The sequence below is a fragment of the Psychromicrobium ferritrahens genome (assembly GCF_043789415.1).
In the GTDB taxonomy this organism is placed as follows: Bacteria; Actinomycetota; Actinomycetes; order Actinomycetales; family Micrococcaceae; genus Renibacterium.
The window spans coordinates 269,024-284,140 of the sequence record NZ_JBDLLW010000002.1 but is presented as its reverse complement, the minus strand read 5'-3'; the positions used below and the strand labels follow the sequence as shown (position 1 = coordinate 284,140).

Genomic DNA, 15,117 nt, shown 5'->3' with positions numbered 1-15,117 from the left:
AGATGATAGAACTTTCTGCTGCCGAAATAGCTTCGTTGACCCAAGGACACCTGAGCCGCAGTGCGCCTCACCAGCTGTCCGTCGATCTAGCGGCAATTCGCACCGATTCACGTGATTGCGCACCGGGTTCGCTCTATGTGGCAAAGCCCGGAGAGCACGCCGATGGGCACAGCTTCATCGCCGCAGCCATCAGGGCTGGTGCGGTTTTAGTGCTTGCCGAACGTGAAGTCCTCGATGATGACGGCACGCCTTATCCCGCGGTGATCGTGCCGGATGCCGTGCTGGCGATGGGTCAGCTTGCGGCAGAGGCGGTACGACGCATTCGTTCGCAGGGTGAATTGACAGTCATCGGCATCACCGGCTCGGCGGGCAAGACCACCACTAAGGACCTATTGGCTGGAGTGCTCGAAACTGCCGGGGCAACCGTGGCTCCGGAAGGTTCCTATAACGGCGAGATCGGCGTTCCGCTCACGGTGTTCCGGGCCGATCTGGACACCCGCTTCCTGGTGATCGAAATGGGCGCCACCGGCATCGGGCACATCAACTACCTGGCCTCCATGGTCGAACCGGATATCGGTGTAGTGCTCGGTGTCGGCACCGCCCATGCCGGTGAATTCGGCGGGGTGGAGAATATCGCGATCGCCAAAGGAGAGCTGGTCGAGGCGCTGAGCGCTGCCGGAACCGCAGTGCTCAATCTCTCAGACACTCGAGTGGCAGCGATGTCTTCGCGAAGCACAGCGCCTGTGCTGTGGTTCGGTGAAGCAGGTACCGGCAATGCAGCGGTGCCGGAAGCCGCTGACGCCGTCCTGGCCTGGAATGTGACTACCGATTCAGCCGCTCGCCCGATCTTCGATCTCGAGTTCCCCGCTCGGGGCGGCGCCCCCGCGCAGCGCTTCTCAGTGCACAGCGGGCTGATCGGCATTCATCATCTGAATAATTTACTGGCCGCCGCGGCGGCTGCCTGGGCGGCTGGACTGCCCGCTCAGCAAATCGCTCAGGGACTGGATGGCCAAGGTCCGAAGAGCCGATGGCGGATGGAGGTCACCGAGCGTCCCGACGGCGTCACGGTGATCAACGACGCTTACAATGCCAATCCGGAATCGATGCGGGCCGCGCTCCGCACCCTGGCTGAGCTCGGGCGTGGCGTCGGTGCGCCGGAACGACGTACCTGGGCGGTTCTCGGCGGGATGTACGAACTCGGTGAGGATTCCATCAGGGAACACAACGCACTCGGTCAAGTGGTGGTCCGGCTGAACATCTCACGGCTCGTCGTGGTCGGGATGGAAGCCAGAGCCATGCATATCGGTGCCATCAACGAAGGCTCGTGGGGAGACGAATCGGTGTTCGCCGCAGATATCGATGCCGCGTATGAGATTCTGGAGAAGGAATTGCGATCAGGAGACATCGTCCTCTTCAAGTCTTCACGCGATGCCGGGCTTCGCCTTTTAGGCGATCGGATAGCATTAGGCGCAGCGAAGAGCCATTCGAACGAGCGAGAAAGGCTGGGTGAACAGTGAATATGATTGCCATATTAATGGGCGCTGGCTTGGGTCTTGCTCTGGCCATGATCGGCACGCCGCTTTTCATCCGGCTGCTGGTCCGTAAAGGCTACGGACAGTTCGTCCGCGACGACGGACCCACCTCGCATCACACCAAGCGCGGTACTCCGACGATGGGCGGCGCCGTCGTCATCGGTTCGGTGATCCTGGCTTATCTGCTCACTCACCTGCTGATCTGGCTGATGAACCCGAGGTGGAGCGGCCCTACGGTTTCCGGCTGGCTATTGATCTTCCTGATGGCGGGTATGGGCCTGGTCGGCTTCCTCGATGACTTCATCAAGATCTCCAAGCAACGATCTCTCGGGCTCAACGCCAAGGCCAAATTGATCCTGCAAGCCGTCATCGGCATTGCTTTCGCGATCCTCGCGCTGAACTTCGCAGACAGTAAGGGGCGCACCCCGGCAAGTCTGAAGATTTCCTTCTCTCGTGATATCTCCGGTCTGGACTTGGCTTTTGCGGGGGCCGGGCTCGGCGTGGTGCTTTTCATCATCTGGGCCAATGCGATTATCACCGCCGCCACCAACGGGGTTAACCTGACCGATGGTCTGGACGGCTTGGCAGCGGGTGCTTCGGTGATGGTGTTCGGCGCATATACGCTGATCGGAATCTGGCAGTCCAACCAGAGTTGCGGCTCACTGCGCGGCAATGGCTCTCCGGCGTGTTACGAGGTGCGCGATCCGCTCGATCTGGCTCTGCTCTCGGTGATCATCTGCGCCGCCTTGATCGGTTTCCTGTGGTGGAATACCTCCCCGGCCAAGATCTTCATGGGTGATACCGGAGCCTTGGCTATCGGCGGTGCCATTGCAGGCTTCGCGATCCTCTCCCGCACCGAGCTGCTGTTGCCCATTATCGGCGGCCTCTTCGTGATCATCACGCTCTCGGTGATTCTGCAGGTGGGCTACTTCAAACTCAGCGGTGGTAAACGAATCTTCAAGATGGCCCCGCTGCAACATCATTTCGAGCTGAAGGGCTGGGCTGAGGTCACTGTGGTGGTCCGGTTCTGGATCCTCTGCGGGCTCTTTGTGGCCATTGGATTGGGAGCTTTCTATGCTGAGTGGGTCGTCCAGCTTTGAGTGAAGAAGAACTGACCGGAGCCTCATCGAATCTTGGTGAGGACCGGTTCTCCAAGCTGACCAGCTGGGATGCGGACTGGTCAGGATTGCGTGCGGTGGTCGCCGGGATTGGTAAAACCGGATTCTCCATTGCGGATACCTTGATCGAACTCGGTGCCCGGGTGATCGTGGTGGCGGAATCGGATGACGACGCCGCCCGGCAAGCCGCGGACACGCTGAAGATCGTGGGCGCAGAAGCCGTTTTGCTGGGCGCCGAAGCGGCTCAGCAGTTGCCGGATTTTCAAGGCTTGCCCGCCGAACTCGTGCTGACTTCTCCCGGGTTGCGGCCTAGTCATCCGCTGTTAGCTGAGGCGGCCGCTCGACGGCTTCCGATCTGGGGAGATATTGAACTCGCCTGGCGGGTCCGGGAACGAGCCGGCCGCAAGACCGCGGACTGGATCAGCATCACCGGGACGAATGGGAAGACCACCACGACCACGATGGTGGAATCAATTCTGCAGTCCGCCGGTTTGCGCGCCATCGCGGTGGGCAATATCGGCACACCCATTCTGGACGCGGTGCGCGAGCCCGAAGGCTACGACGTCTTTGCGCTGGAACTCTCTAGTTTCCAGCTGCACTGGACGGAATCGGCGTCCCCGGTGGCCAGTGTCTGCCTCAATCTTGCCGAAGACCATGTGGACTGGCACGGCAGCATGGAAGCCTATGCCGCCGATAAGGCGAAGGTCTACCAGCACACTCAAAGAGCCTGCATCTATAACGCCGAACAGTCCGAGACCGAGCGGATGGTGGAAGAGGCCGACGTCGTTGAAGGTTGCCGAGCGGTGGGTTTCACCACCGGAATGCCATCGATCAGCATGGTGGGCGTGGTGGAGGGACTCCTGGTGGACCGGGCTTTCATCGCGGAGCGTAAGGATTCCGCGGCCGAGCTGATGCAGCTTTCCGAGATCGGGAATCTGGTGCCGCAGCACCTGGTGGCCAATGCCGCTGCCGCGGCCGCCCTGGTCCGGGCCTACGGCGTCGCACCGACAGCGGTTCGAAACGGATTGCGGAACTATGATCAGGGAGTCCACCGGATTCAGCCGGTCGCTCAATCTGATGGCGTGCTCTGGATCAATGACTCCAAAGCGACCAACCCGCACGCTGCTGCTGCATCCCTGGGCTCCTTCAATTCGGTGGTCTGGATTGCCGGTGGTGACTCCAAGGGCGCCAATTATGAAGAACTCATCCAGCAGCATCAGGGAAAGCTCAAAACGGTCATCCTGATCGGCAAAGACAATCAGTCACTGCTTTCGGCCTTGGCACGACACGCACCGAATGTGCCAGTGATCGAGCCGGGTCCGGGCGAGACTGGAAGGGTGCAGCAGTCATCCGCGGCCACGATCGAACAGAATGAATCCGCTCAGCCGGTCTTCGAAGGACCGGCTGTGATGGCTCAAGCTGTCAGGGCAGCCGCGGAAGTGATCACCGACGGCGACACCGTGCTGATGGCTCCGGCTGCTGCCTCCATCGATCAGTTCTCTTCCTACGCTCAGCGTGGTGACGCATTTATCGCGGCCGTGCGAGAGCTCCTGGAAGGGCAGGCGGACAAGCGGATACGCGAAACCGAAGGGCAATAGGTAGCTGATGGTCAACGCGCCAACTCGCCCGACGTCGAAGAGCCCCAGACCAGTGGTTGAGGGGGCAAAACCGATGGTGAGCATTCGACAGCGACTGAAGAACTTCAACGAGCGCTTCTGGCCTCGGCTGGAGGGCAAAGGCGGTTCGCGCAACTCCAGTTATTACTTGATTCTCGGTTCCAGCCTGGCGCTGACCTGCATCGGCCTGATGATGGTCTTCTCCGCTTCCGCCGTGGAACAGGTCTCGCAGGAGACCAATCCCTTCACCCTGGGCATCAAACAGACTGTCTTTGCAGCCATAGGCTTTGTCGCCATCCTGGTGCTTTCCCGCTTCCCGGCCCGTTGGTTCAAGGTTCTCGCTTGGCCAGGGCTCGGAATCTCGCTGATTCTGCTGGTCCTGGTACTCGTGGTGGGCAGCACGATCGGCGGCAATAAGAACTGGATCGTGGTCAGCGACTCCTTCTCCTTCCAGCCCTCGGAGATCGCCAAGCTGATGATCATCCTCTGGATGGCTTCAGTGCTGGCGCAGAAAGAACCGCTGCTCGGCAAGATGCGGCACCTGTTCATCCCGGTGGTCCCGGTCGCCGCGCTCGTGGTGCTGCTGGTGCTGTTGGAAGGCGATCTGGGCACCGCGACCATCATGATGGCGATCGTCGCGGCCGGGCTCTACTTCGCCGGGGCTCCTGGCAAGCTCTTCCTCGGTGCCGGCGTCCTGGGTGTGGTCGCGGCACTCGCGATGGCACTGACCAATAGCAACAGGGTCGGTCGGCTGACCGCCTGGCTGTCCTGTGGAGACCCTAACTACAAGGACCCTTACGGGCTCTGCGACCAGGCCACCAACGGCATGTACGCACTGGCCTCGGGTGGCTGGTGGGGAGTCGGCCTCGGGCAGGGCAAGCAGAAATGGAATTGGATTCCTGAAGCGCATAATGACTTCATCTTCGCCATTATCGGCGAGGAGTTCGGCCTGCTCGGCACCATTGTCATCATCGTGCTCTACGCCGTACTGGCGATCGGCATCTTCCGGGTCATCGTCCGCTCCAACAGCCTCTTCGTCAGGATTGTCTGCGGCAGTGTGATGACCTGGATGATCGGCCAGGCCTTTGTGAATATCGCCATGGTCACCGGGATCCTGCCGGTGATCGGCGTGCCGCTCCCGCTGGTCTCCTACGGAGGCACCTCCCTGACCATCAGCCTTGCCGCTATCGGCATCGTGCTCTCCTTCGCCCGCAATCTGCCGGAGAAGACCCCTCAAAAGAGAAAAAACGTAGCTTCATGACCATAAAACAACCGCTTTCCGTGGTTTTGGCCGGTGGCGGTTCCGCTGGCCATGTCGCACCACTTCTCGCCATTGCCGCAGCGCTGAAAGAGCGGGATCCACAGGTCAAACTGCTGGCGGTGGGAACCGCAGAGGGTTTGGAGACCAGACTGGTTCCGGACGCCGGGGTCGAGCTGGTGCTGATCGACCGGGTTCCGATGCCGCGTAAGCCGAGCGCCGACGCCTTACGGTTCCCGGCCAGAATGCGAGCCGCGATCCGCAGCTCTCAGCGCATTCTGGAGGACGCAGAGGCCGATGTCCTGTTAGGGGTGGGCGGTTATGTCTGCACCCCGATGTACCAGGCAGCTCGAAAAGCCGGTATTCCGATAGTGATTCATGAAGCGAACCTGCGTCCCGGCCTGGCCAACCGCTGGGGAGCCCGCTACACCGAATGGATCGGTACCGCGTTTCAGGGCACCAAGCTCGCCAAGGCCCGCTGGGTGGGGATGCCGCTGCGCCGTCAGATCGCCCGCCTGCAGCGACCGCTGCAAGGTGGCAGAGTCCAGAACGGCCCGGCTAAAGAGGAATTGGGCTTTGACTCTGGCAAGCCTCTCGTGGTGGTCACCGGCGGTTCGCTCGGCGCACTCCGGATGAACCAAGCTCTGGCCGCTTCGCTTCCCGCTTTTGCCGAGGCCGGAGTTCAGATCCTGCACATCACCGGGACCGGAAAGGCCCTCCTTGATGACGCCGGAAGACCGGTGGAATCCCCAGGTTACCGGCAGGTCGAGTACTTCGACGGCATGGAACGTGCTTATGCCGCCGCCGATCTGCTGATTTGCCGTTCCGGGGCGGGAACGGTCAGTGAGGTGGCCGCTGTCGGAGTGCCAGCGATCTTCGTGCCGCTTCCGGTGGGCAACGGTGAACAAGCTCTCAACGCCGCCACCCTGGTCGATCAGTCTGCGGCTCTTATGGTGGCAGATCAGGATTTCACCCCTGAGTGGCTCAAGCACAACGCCTTACCGCTGCTAAAGGATCCCGCCCGACTCACAGAGCTGGGGCAACGTGCCGGGCAGGCCGGCATCCGGGACGCTGCGGAGAAGATGGCTGACATGATCGTGCAGGCGGCCCGATGAGCGGCCCATTAGATGACCTGGGAGCGGTCCATTTCATCGGTATCGGTGGTGCCGGGATGTCTGGAATCGCGCGCATCATGCTGGCCTCCGGCGTGCCGGTGAGCGGCAGCGATGCGAAGGATTCCGCCGCCGTGGCAGAGCTTCGCGGGCTCGGGGCACGAGTGTTCATCGGTCAGGCCGCTGAGAACTTAGCCGATGCCGCTACCGTTGTGGTCTCAACAGCCATTAAGGCTTCGAATCCCGAGCTCGCCGCGGCTCGGCAGCGCGGGCTGAAGATCTTGCACCGGTCCGAAGCGCTCGCGGCTACGATGGCCCAGGACGCCGTGGTGGCCGTTGCCGGAACCCACGGTAAGACGACGACCACCTCGATGATCACCGTGGTACTGCGCGAGGCAGGGCTCGATCCTTCCTTCGCGATCGGCGCCACTGTCCCCGCGCTGGGCGTAAACGCTGCGCACGGCACCGGGAAGATCTTCGTCGCCGAAGCCGATGAATCAGACGGCTCTTTTCTCAACTACCGGCCGCAGCTTGAGATCATCACCAATGCTGAACCTGATCATCTCGATCACTACGGCACCGCCGAGGCCGTGATGCAGGCGTTCACGGATTTCATCGCGTTACTGCCTGGCGATGGCACGTTGGTGGCGTGCGCGGATGATCCCGGCAGTGCCGGACTGGCAGCCGCTGCGGCCGCGCGGGGGACCAGGGTGCTGCGCTACGGTCGCGCTGCCTCGGCCGAAATCCGGTTGCTCGGAGACTTCCTGGAATTCAGTGGTCAGCGGCATGAGCTTCGACTCGCTGTTCCAGGCGAGCACAATAGGCTCAATGCCGCGGCTGCTTTTGCCGCCGCCGTGGAACTCGGAGTCGCCCCTTCGCTGGCGATCAGCTCGCTGGGGACCTTCACGGGAGCGGCACGGCGCTTTGAACTCAAGGGCGAGAGCTCCGGCGTCCGAGTCTTCGACGACTACGCACATCATCCCACCGAGCTGACCGCAGCGCTCACCGCTGCCCGGACGGTGGCCGCTGGGCACCGGGTTCTGGTGCTTTTCCAGCCGCATCTGTTCAGCCGCACCCGCGAGTTCGCCCAAGAGTTCGGCGCGGCGCTCGACCTGGCGGATCTCGCCGTCGTCCTCGACATTTACCCAGCCCGGGAAGAACCCCTTCCCGGGGTGACGAGCGAACTGATCACCGCGACTGCCGAACGAGCGGAATACACCGCTGATCCACAGCGTGCCATCGAGCGAATCGTCGAGCAGGCCGGACCGGGCGATATTGTGCTGACCATCGGCGCCGGCGATGTCACACAATACGGTGCCGTGCTGGTCGAGACCCTAGCCAGCAGAGCGGAAGGGGAGCAGCGCTATGCCGACGGGTCGTAAACCCCCGATGATCCCCAGCGGTGGAGCTCGGGCAGATCTCACCTCGCAGAGCGACACCGAGAACTCTACGAATTCGGACAGCACGGTCTCCAGTGCCGGCAGCGCCAAGGTCTCGGTGCTGCCGCTGACCGCCGGGGAACAAGAAGGCCCTGGCGCCACCGTACTGAAGTTCCCCGGCGCGAGGGAGACGAAACCCAGGCTGCGGCGCTGGCTGCCCTGGATCGCCGGCGTCGTAGTGCTGGCTGTGGTGGGGGTGATCATGCTGGTAGCGCTGTTCTCTCCGGCCTTGGCGCTCAAGACGATCACCGTCGACGGCGTGAAGCTGGCTAGCGATGCCTCGGTGCAGACAGCTCTTGCCGGGCTCAAGGGCAAACCGCTCACCCAGATCGATCAGTCAGAGGTGCAGCAGCTTTTAGCTAAACTGCCCCAGGTGCAATCGGTGAGCATCGAGGCCCGCCCGCCTTCGACTCTTCTGGTGCACGTGGTAGAGCGCGTTCCGGTGGCGGTCTTGAAGAGCGGGGATAAGTTCATTCTGGTCGATCCCAAGGGCACTCAGCTGGGCGTCACCGCTACCCCGGCTTCAGCCAAGCTGCCCTTGATAGACGGTGGCACGGCCGCCATCGGGCAGGCCACTTTTTCCGCGATGACCGCTGTGCTGGCTTCATTGCCACCGGCGGTCAGGGCGCAGTTGCAATCAGCATCGGCGAAGTCTCCCAATGCCGTGGAACTGCTCTTGCTCAACGGTAAGAAAGTTATCTGGGGAGACCCTTCTGAAATGGCTCTGAAATCTGAGGTGCTGCAGACTCTGCTGAAGAACCCACCCCAAGCGCAGCCTGGAAAACCGGCGCCCGCGCCGGTCAATGTCTACGATGTGAGCTCTCCGCGGCACCCGGTGACCAGATGATATTTTCAGCCGATTCCCACGACACGCGGCGATGGTTATTGAAAGAACACCCGATGACCCATAGCGTCGCAATCAGGAATTACTTGACATAACTATAACCCTCAAGTAGAGGGTTAGGGTCGAAAAGCTTCAAGCAGGCAACGAACAAGGGACAGCAACCGTGGCAGCACCGCAGAATTATTTGGCCGTCATCAAAGTCGTCGGCATCGGCGGCGGCGGCGTGAATGCCGTGAACCGGATGATCGAAGTGGGGTTGAGAGGCGTTGAATTCATCGCCATCAACACCGATGCGCAGGCGCTACTGATGTCTGACGCCGATGTGAAGCTCGACGTCGGGCGTGAACTCACTCGAGGGCTCGGCGCTGGTGCTGACCCCGAAGTGGGCCGCAAAGCGGCAGAAGATCACGCTGAGGAGATCGAAGAGGTGTTGCGCGGCGCGGACATGGTCTTCGTGACCGCGGGTGAGGGCGGCGGCACCGGAACCGGCGGCGCTCCCGTGGTGGCTCGGATCGCTCGCTCGCTGGGCGCCTTGACCATCGGCGTGGTGACCCGTCCCTTCACCTTCGAAGGCCGTCGTCGCTCCAACCAGGCCGAGACCGGCATCGAGGGGCTTCGCGATGAAGTCGATACCTTGATCGTGATTCCGAATGACCGTCTGTTGTCGATCAGCGATCGCAATGTCTCGATGCTCGACGCCTTCCGTTCCGCTGATCAGGTGCTGCTCTCCGGTGTGCAAGGCATCACCGATCTGATCACCACGCCTGGTTTGATCAACCTCGACTTCGCCGATGTGAAGTCGGTGATGCAGGGTGCGGGCTCTGCCTTGATGGGCATCGGCTCTGCGCGGGGCGAGGATCGTGCTGTGAAAGCCGCGGAACTCGCGATCGCCTCACCGCTGCTGGAAGCCTCGATCGACGGCGCACACGGCGTTCTGCTCTCCATTCAGGGTGGTTCAGATCTCGGCCTCTTCGAGATCAACGAAGCAGCCCGCCTGGTGCAGGAAGTCGCTCACCCCGAGGCGAATATCATTTTCGGTGCGGTGATCGACGACGCTTTGGGCGACGAAGCGCGCGTCACGGTGATCGCGGCGGGTTTCGACAACGTCGATGCCACCAGCGCTCCGGCAGGAGATCCGGTGGCTCGAGCTGCATCGAAACCGGCTGAGGAAGAGGCGACGAAGCCCGCGCCGAGCAATCTCTCCTCCTGGAGCCAGGGGAGCGGTTCCTCCACTCCGGAGAACGGCTTCGATCTGGAATTGCCGGCCGTGGTCGAACCCGATCTCAGTAGCGCCCGGCAGGACGACCTGGATGTCCCCGACTTCCTGAAATAGGCACCGTTGAGCTAATGATTTACCGGCACAGTGTTTTACTGGCGGAGTGAGGCCCGGCACGGCTGGCAGATCGCGTTTAGCGATCTGCCAGCCGGTTCGCTGAGCCAGAGCGTTCCAGAGGATTCCCGAGCGTTAGAGAACCGTGAGTCGCTACGTCTCGAATTGGGTTTGAACGCCGGTTTTCAGTTCATGAGCCAGGTGCACGGGCGAGACATCGTCGAACTGAATGAGCCGGTAGATCAGCCCGTTGCCGATGGCCTGATCTCCGCAGAACTGTCGCTCGCCGTGATGGTGGCCGATTGCCTGCCGGTGATCTTGCTCGCCGATACTCCGAAGGGAACCCTCGCTGCGGCGGTTCACGCCGGCAGACGGGGAGTGCTCAACGGTATTCTGCCGCGCGCCGTCGAACGCTTGAGAGCCAGAGAAGGCAGCAATATCGAGGCCTGGATTGGGCCGGCTATCTGCGGCTCCTGCTATGAGGTTCCGGCTGAAATGCGGGCCGAATCGACTGCGTTTCTCCCCGAGCTCTGGGCCGAGACGAGTTGGGGGACGCCGTCCCTCGATCTCAGGGCGGGGGCAACCGCCCAATTGCTCGACTGTGGGGCTCGGGTGAACCAGGTGGCTGTGTGTACCTTTGAAACCCCCGAGCTGTATTCGCATCGGGCCAGCGGCCACTCCGGACGAGCTGAGGGCCGCTTCGCAGGTCTGGTCTACCGCACACCAACCGAATCCACGACTCAAAGCGCAGAAGCGGGAAGTCGATGAATGAGATGGCTGAGATAGCTGAGCGTCGAGCGCAACTCACAAGCAGGCTCACGGAGCTCCGGAAGCGGATCGAGCGGGCTGTTTCGGCCGCGCACCGCTCCCAGGCTCCAGAGCTCATCGTGGTCACAAAATTCCATCCCGCCAGTGATGTTCTGCTGCTGGCTGAACTCGGAGTCACCCAGGTCGGGGAGAACCGAGATCAAGAGGCTGCGGCGAAGTCCGCCGAGGTCCGTGCGCACGGAATTTCCTTGTACTGGAATTTCATTGGCCAACTGCAAAGTAATAAAGCGAAATCTGTGGCTGCCTATGCTTCTGCGGTGCACTCCATCGACCGTCCGTCGTTGGTCGATGCACTGGCCAAGGCTGTGCAGGGAACGGAGCGGGAAGCGCTGAGATGCTTTGTGCAACTCGATCTGGCAGAAAACCCCGGCGGTCCGCGAGGCGGAGCGCAACCCGCGGACTTATTGCCGCTTGCGGAGCGCATCGCGTCCGCCCCCGGCCTCGAACTCGCCGGGGTGATGGCGGTCGCGCCACTCGGCGAAGCGGGGCGCAGTGCTGACCCTGAAGCAGCCTTCGCCAGGCTCGCTCAGCTCAGTTCTACGCTGCTGCGCGAGCACCCTGAAGCTCGTGCAATTTCAGCCGGGATGAGCGCCGATTTAGAACAGGCGATAGCTTACGGTGCGACACACCTGCGTGTCGGTTCGGATGTGCTCGGTGCGCGCGCCGCGGTGCGGTAGCGTCAAAAGTGCAGCAGAACTTTCAATCGAGGAGCAAAAAATGGCTGGCGCTCTGCGCAAGACAATGGTTTATCTTGGCCTCGCCGACGGCGAGGAGCACTACGAGGCGGAATTGGAATCCAAACAAGCCCGTAATGTCCCGAAAGAAACCCCTAAGAATGAGGATTACTCAGTGGAATACGACAACCGTCATTCTGAAGCAGAAGCACGCCCCGCAGAGGAGTACCGTGCTCCGGTGACTCCGATCAAACGGGCTGCCTCCAATCGTGACGAGTCCGCTGGCCTGCGCCAGATCACCACGGTTCACCCGCGTTCCTACAACGACGCCAAGCTGATCGGCGAGAGCTTCCGCGATGGCATTCCGGTGATCATGAATGTCACCGATATGGGTGAGGCCGACGCCAAGCGCCTGGTTGATTTCTCCGCCGGCCTGGTCTTCGGCCTGCACGGTTCGATCGAGCGGGTGACCAATAAAGTTTTCCTGCTTTCTCCCGCATTCGTCCAGGTGCTGGGTGCTGATTCTGAGGCCAGCGAAAACCAAGCCAGCTTCTTCAACCAGAGCTAGCGCATAAGCTTATCCTCGTGGGATTGATTTTTACGCTGCTTTCAGTGTTGCTGCTGCTGTTCTATCTGACGCTTGTGGTGCGCCTGATCTTCGATCTGGTGCAGCAGTTCGCGCGGGACTGGCGGCCCAAGGGTGCATCTTTAGTTGCTGCTACCGGGGTGTACTCGATCACGGATCCGCCGTTGAAGTTACTGCGCAGATTGCTGCCTCCGGTAAACCTGGGCGGAGTCTCCCTTGACCTGGCCTGGATCATCCTCTGGGTAGCCATTTGGATCGCCATGGTGATCGTGGGAAATTTCGCTGCTTGAGCCAGAGTTAGTTTTCGTGCACGAATAGTTATACTGTGTTTCACGAACGTAATTGAATGACCTGATTTACCAATAGAGAACCTATTAGGTATCGTAGTTGAGCTGGCCAGCAGTGGCCGGAACTCATTAACCCAACGAGGTGACTAGATGGCTCTGACGCCAGAAGACGTTGTCAACAAGAGATTTCAGCCGACGAAATTTCGCGAAGGCTACGACCAGGACGAAGTCGATGACTTTCTCGATGAGATCGTTGTTGAACTCCGCCGCTTGACCCAGGAGAACCAGGACCTCCGTAAGAAGGTCGCTGAACTGGAATCGGGTGCCCCTGCCTCCTCGGCACCTGTCGCGGTGAGCGCTCCCGTCGTCACGGAAGAGAAGCCTGCTGCAACCGAAGCCGTCAAGGAAGCCGAGCCGGTTGTTGAAGAGAAGCCTGCGGCCAGCTTCGCAGCTGTCACCCCGGCGGCTAGCGCCGCTCCGGTGACCTCCACGGTTCCCTCCGCCGCTGCGGCTCCTACCGCTGAATCGGCCGCCGGGGTTCTCGCGATGGCGCAGAAGCTTCATGATGAATACGTCAACGCCGGTGTTGAGCAGCGCGACAAGATCATTGCCGAAGCCCAGATCGAAGCTTCCAGCTTGGTCAACGACGCTCAGGAGAAGAGCCGTAAGACCCTCGGTGCTCTTGAGCAGCAGCGGTCCGTGCTGGAGCGTAAGGTCGAGCAGCTGCGCGGATTCGAGCGCGACTACCGCTCGCGGCTGAAGAGCTACATCGAAGGACAGCTGCGTGACCTGGAGTCCCGTGCTTCGGTCGCTGCCCCCGATGTCTCGGATAGCAATAGCAACGCTGATTCCTAAGTTTTAGATACATCACACCGAAGCCGGTGGCCGGGCCCGCCCAGCCACCGGCTTCGTCGTTCCCGGCGGACCCGAAGGCTCATGACTGAAATTCCCTCACACGCTGCTTCCGCAGTTGTTCGAAAGCGTTCCCGCTGGAGCTTGATCTGTTGGCTCGTGGGGCTCGCGCTGCTTGCCTATGGCCTCGACCAGCTGACCAAGTACTGGGTGAGCAGCACTATGACACTCGGGCAGGTTACCGAAGTACTGCCTCCCGTGCTGCGCTGGTACTACATCACAAATTCCGGGGCGGCTTTCTCCATCGGTGAGAACTTCACCTGGGTCTTCTCCATCGTGATGGCAGTGGTTTCGATCGGCATCATCGTGCTGGCGCGCAAAGTGGGTTCTACCTGGTGGGCTATCGCGATGGGACTGGTACTCGGCGGAGCACTGGGGAATCTCACCGATCGGCTTTTCCGGCCGCCCTCTTTCGGGATGGGCCATGTGGTCGATTTTATTTCGGTACCCAATTTCGCAATTTTCAATCTGGCGGATTCCGCGGTGGTCGGCGGCGTGATTCTGATCTGCGTGCTCACCTTAGTGGGCATTCCTTTCCGCGGAGGCCCCCGCAGGCTTCCGGAATCGAAAACCGAGCCGGCAGCGGCTGAATCACCGTCGTCGCCGTCGGAGCCACACGATGACTGAGGTCGACGGATCCTCGGCCGAGCGGCTGCGGGTACAGGTCCCAGAGGAACTAGCGGGCAGCAGATCGGATGCTGCCCTCTCAGTGATGCTCGGACGATCACGTTCAGCGGTTGCCAGCTTGCTTGCCTCAGGCCGGGTGAGCCACCGGGGAAAGCCGATCGGAAAGTCCTTCAAAGTGGATTCCGGGATGGCTCTCGAGGTGGAGTTGCCAGCGGAGCGAGACCCGCTTGCGGTGAACCCTGAGCCCGTCGAAGACCTGCAGATCCTGCTGGACGATGACGCTTTCGTGGTGATCGACAAACCCGTCGGAGTCGCCGCTCACCCTTCCCCGGGCTGGGTAGGACCCACCGTGGTGGGTGCCCTGGCCGCGGCAGGGTACCGGATCTCGACGTCGGGCGCGCCGGAGCGAGCGGGAATCGTGCACCGACTCGACGTCGGCACCTCAGGCGTGATGGTGGTGGCCAAAACCGAGCAGGCTTACACCGTGCTGAAGCGTGCCTTCAAGGAACGCACCGTGGAGAAGATTTATCACACCGTGGTGCAGGGCCTGCCGGACCCCTTGAAAGGAACCATCGATGCCCCGATCGGACGGCACCCCGGCCACGACTGGAGATTCGCGGTGATTGAAGGTGGCCGTCCTTCGGTGACGCATTACGAAATGCTGGAGGCCTTCGGGCGAGCCTCGCTGCTCGAAGTGCATTTGCAGACCGGCCGGACCCACCAGATCAGGGTGCATTTTTCGGCCCTGCATCACCCCTGCGTGGGGGATCTGACCTATGGAGCAGATCCCAGGCTCTCCGCAGAACTGGGACTGACCAGGCAGTGGCTGCACGCCCGGACCCTCGGTTTCACTCATCCGGTGAGCGGTGAATGGCTTGAAGTCAGCAGCGAATATCCAGCTGATCTGGACTATGCCTTGGACGTATTGCGAGGCTAGCCCTGACCGGTCCTGGT

Annotated in this window: 15 protein-coding genes; all 15 read left to right on the top strand. The window is 61.4% G+C overall.

Features of this window, described 5'->3' with window-relative positions:
- Positions 1-2: 2 nt before the first annotated feature.
- The 15 genes from ABDK06_RS10995 (at position 3) to ABDK06_RS10925 (ending at position 15,100) form a co-directional block, all read left to right on the top strand.
- The gene (locus ABDK06_RS10995) at positions 3-1,517 is read left to right on the top strand and encodes a UDP-N-acetylmuramoyl-tripeptide--D-alanyl-D-alanine ligase (RefSeq protein WP_394941067.1); all 1,515 of its coding nucleotides are present in this window, start codon (positions 3-5) and stop codon (positions 1,515-1,517) included.
- 2 nt (positions 1,518-1,519) lie between these two features.
- Positions 1,520-2,632, top strand: a complete 1,113-nt coding sequence (gene mraY / locus ABDK06_RS10990) for a phospho-N-acetylmuramoyl-pentapeptide-transferase (RefSeq protein WP_394941066.1) — start codon at positions 1,520-1,522, stop codon at positions 2,630-2,632.
- Positions 2,614-4,248: a UDP-N-acetylmuramoyl-L-alanine--D-glutamate ligase gene (gene murD / locus ABDK06_RS10985; protein ID WP_394941065.1), complete on the top strand. Its 1,635-nt coding sequence runs from the start codon at positions 2,614-2,616 to the stop codon at positions 4,246-4,248. The genes mraY and murD overlap by 19 nt, the downstream gene beginning before the upstream one ends.
- A 73-nt stretch (positions 4,249-4,321) precedes the next feature.
- A complete protein-coding gene (gene ftsW, locus ABDK06_RS10980; RefSeq protein WP_394941064.1) occupies positions 4,322-5,527 on the top strand; it encodes a putative lipid II flippase FtsW in 1,206 nt (401 codons plus the stop codon).
- Positions 5,524-6,639: an undecaprenyldiphospho-muramoylpentapeptide beta-N-acetylglucosaminyltransferase gene (gene murG / locus ABDK06_RS10975; RefSeq protein ID WP_394941063.1), complete on the top strand. Its 1,116-nt coding sequence runs from the start codon at positions 5,524-5,526 to the stop codon at positions 6,637-6,639. Before ftsW ends, murG begins: the two co-directional genes overlap by 4 nt.
- On the top strand, positions 6,636-8,018 hold the full coding sequence (gene murC, locus ABDK06_RS10970; protein WP_394941062.1) for a UDP-N-acetylmuramate--L-alanine ligase: 1,383 nt from the start codon (positions 6,636-6,638) through the stop codon (positions 8,016-8,018). Before murG ends, murC begins: the two co-directional genes overlap by 4 nt.
- Positions 8,002-8,922 (top strand): cell division protein FtsQ/DivIB, encoded by a 921-nt coding sequence (locus ABDK06_RS10965; protein WP_394941061.1) that lies wholly within the window; start codon positions 8,002-8,004, stop codon positions 8,920-8,922. Before murC ends, ABDK06_RS10965 begins: the two co-directional genes overlap by 17 nt.
- A gap of 160 nt (positions 8,923-9,082) precedes the next feature.
- Positions 9,083-10,252 (top strand): cell division protein FtsZ, encoded by a 1,170-nt coding sequence (gene ftsZ / locus ABDK06_RS10960; protein WP_394941060.1) that lies wholly within the window; start codon positions 9,083-9,085, stop codon positions 10,250-10,252.
- Between the two features lie 30 nt (positions 10,253-10,282).
- On the top strand, positions 10,283-11,017 hold the full coding sequence (locus ABDK06_RS10955; RefSeq protein WP_394941059.1) for a purine nucleoside phosphorylase YfiH/LACC1 family protein: 735 nt from the start codon (positions 10,283-10,285) through the stop codon (positions 11,015-11,017).
- The gene (locus ABDK06_RS10950) at positions 11,014-11,754 is read left to right on the top strand and encodes a YggS family pyridoxal phosphate-dependent enzyme (RefSeq protein ID WP_394941058.1); all 741 of its coding nucleotides are present in this window, start codon (positions 11,014-11,016) and stop codon (positions 11,752-11,754) included. Before ABDK06_RS10955 ends, ABDK06_RS10950 begins: the two co-directional genes overlap by 4 nt.
- 40 nt (positions 11,755-11,794) lie before the next feature.
- Positions 11,795-12,319 carry a cell division protein SepF gene (locus ABDK06_RS10945; protein WP_394941057.1) on the top strand — a complete coding sequence of 175 codons (525 nt, stop codon included), beginning with the start codon at positions 11,795-11,797 and terminating at the stop codon, positions 12,317-12,319.
- A 17-nt stretch (positions 12,320-12,336) separates the two neighbouring features.
- On the top strand, positions 12,337-12,627 hold the full coding sequence (locus ABDK06_RS10940; protein WP_394941056.1) for a YggT family protein: 291 nt from the start codon (positions 12,337-12,339) through the stop codon (positions 12,625-12,627).
- Positions 12,628-12,774: 147 nt separating this feature from the next.
- Complete coding sequence (locus ABDK06_RS10935) at positions 12,775-13,479, top strand: DivIVA domain-containing protein (RefSeq protein WP_394941055.1); 705 nt, start codon at positions 12,775-12,777, stop codon at positions 13,477-13,479.
- 81 nt (positions 13,480-13,560) lie between these two features.
- Positions 13,561-14,163, top strand: coding sequence for a signal peptidase II (gene lspA, locus ABDK06_RS10930; RefSeq protein ID WP_394941054.1), 603 nt, complete (start codon positions 13,561-13,563; stop codon positions 14,161-14,163).
- A complete protein-coding gene (locus ABDK06_RS10925) occupies positions 14,156-15,100 on the top strand; it encodes an RluA family pseudouridine synthase (protein ID WP_394941053.1) in 945 nt (314 codons plus the stop codon). The genes lspA and ABDK06_RS10925 overlap by 8 nt, the downstream gene beginning before the upstream one ends.
- Positions 15,101-15,117 lie beyond the last annotated feature (17 nt).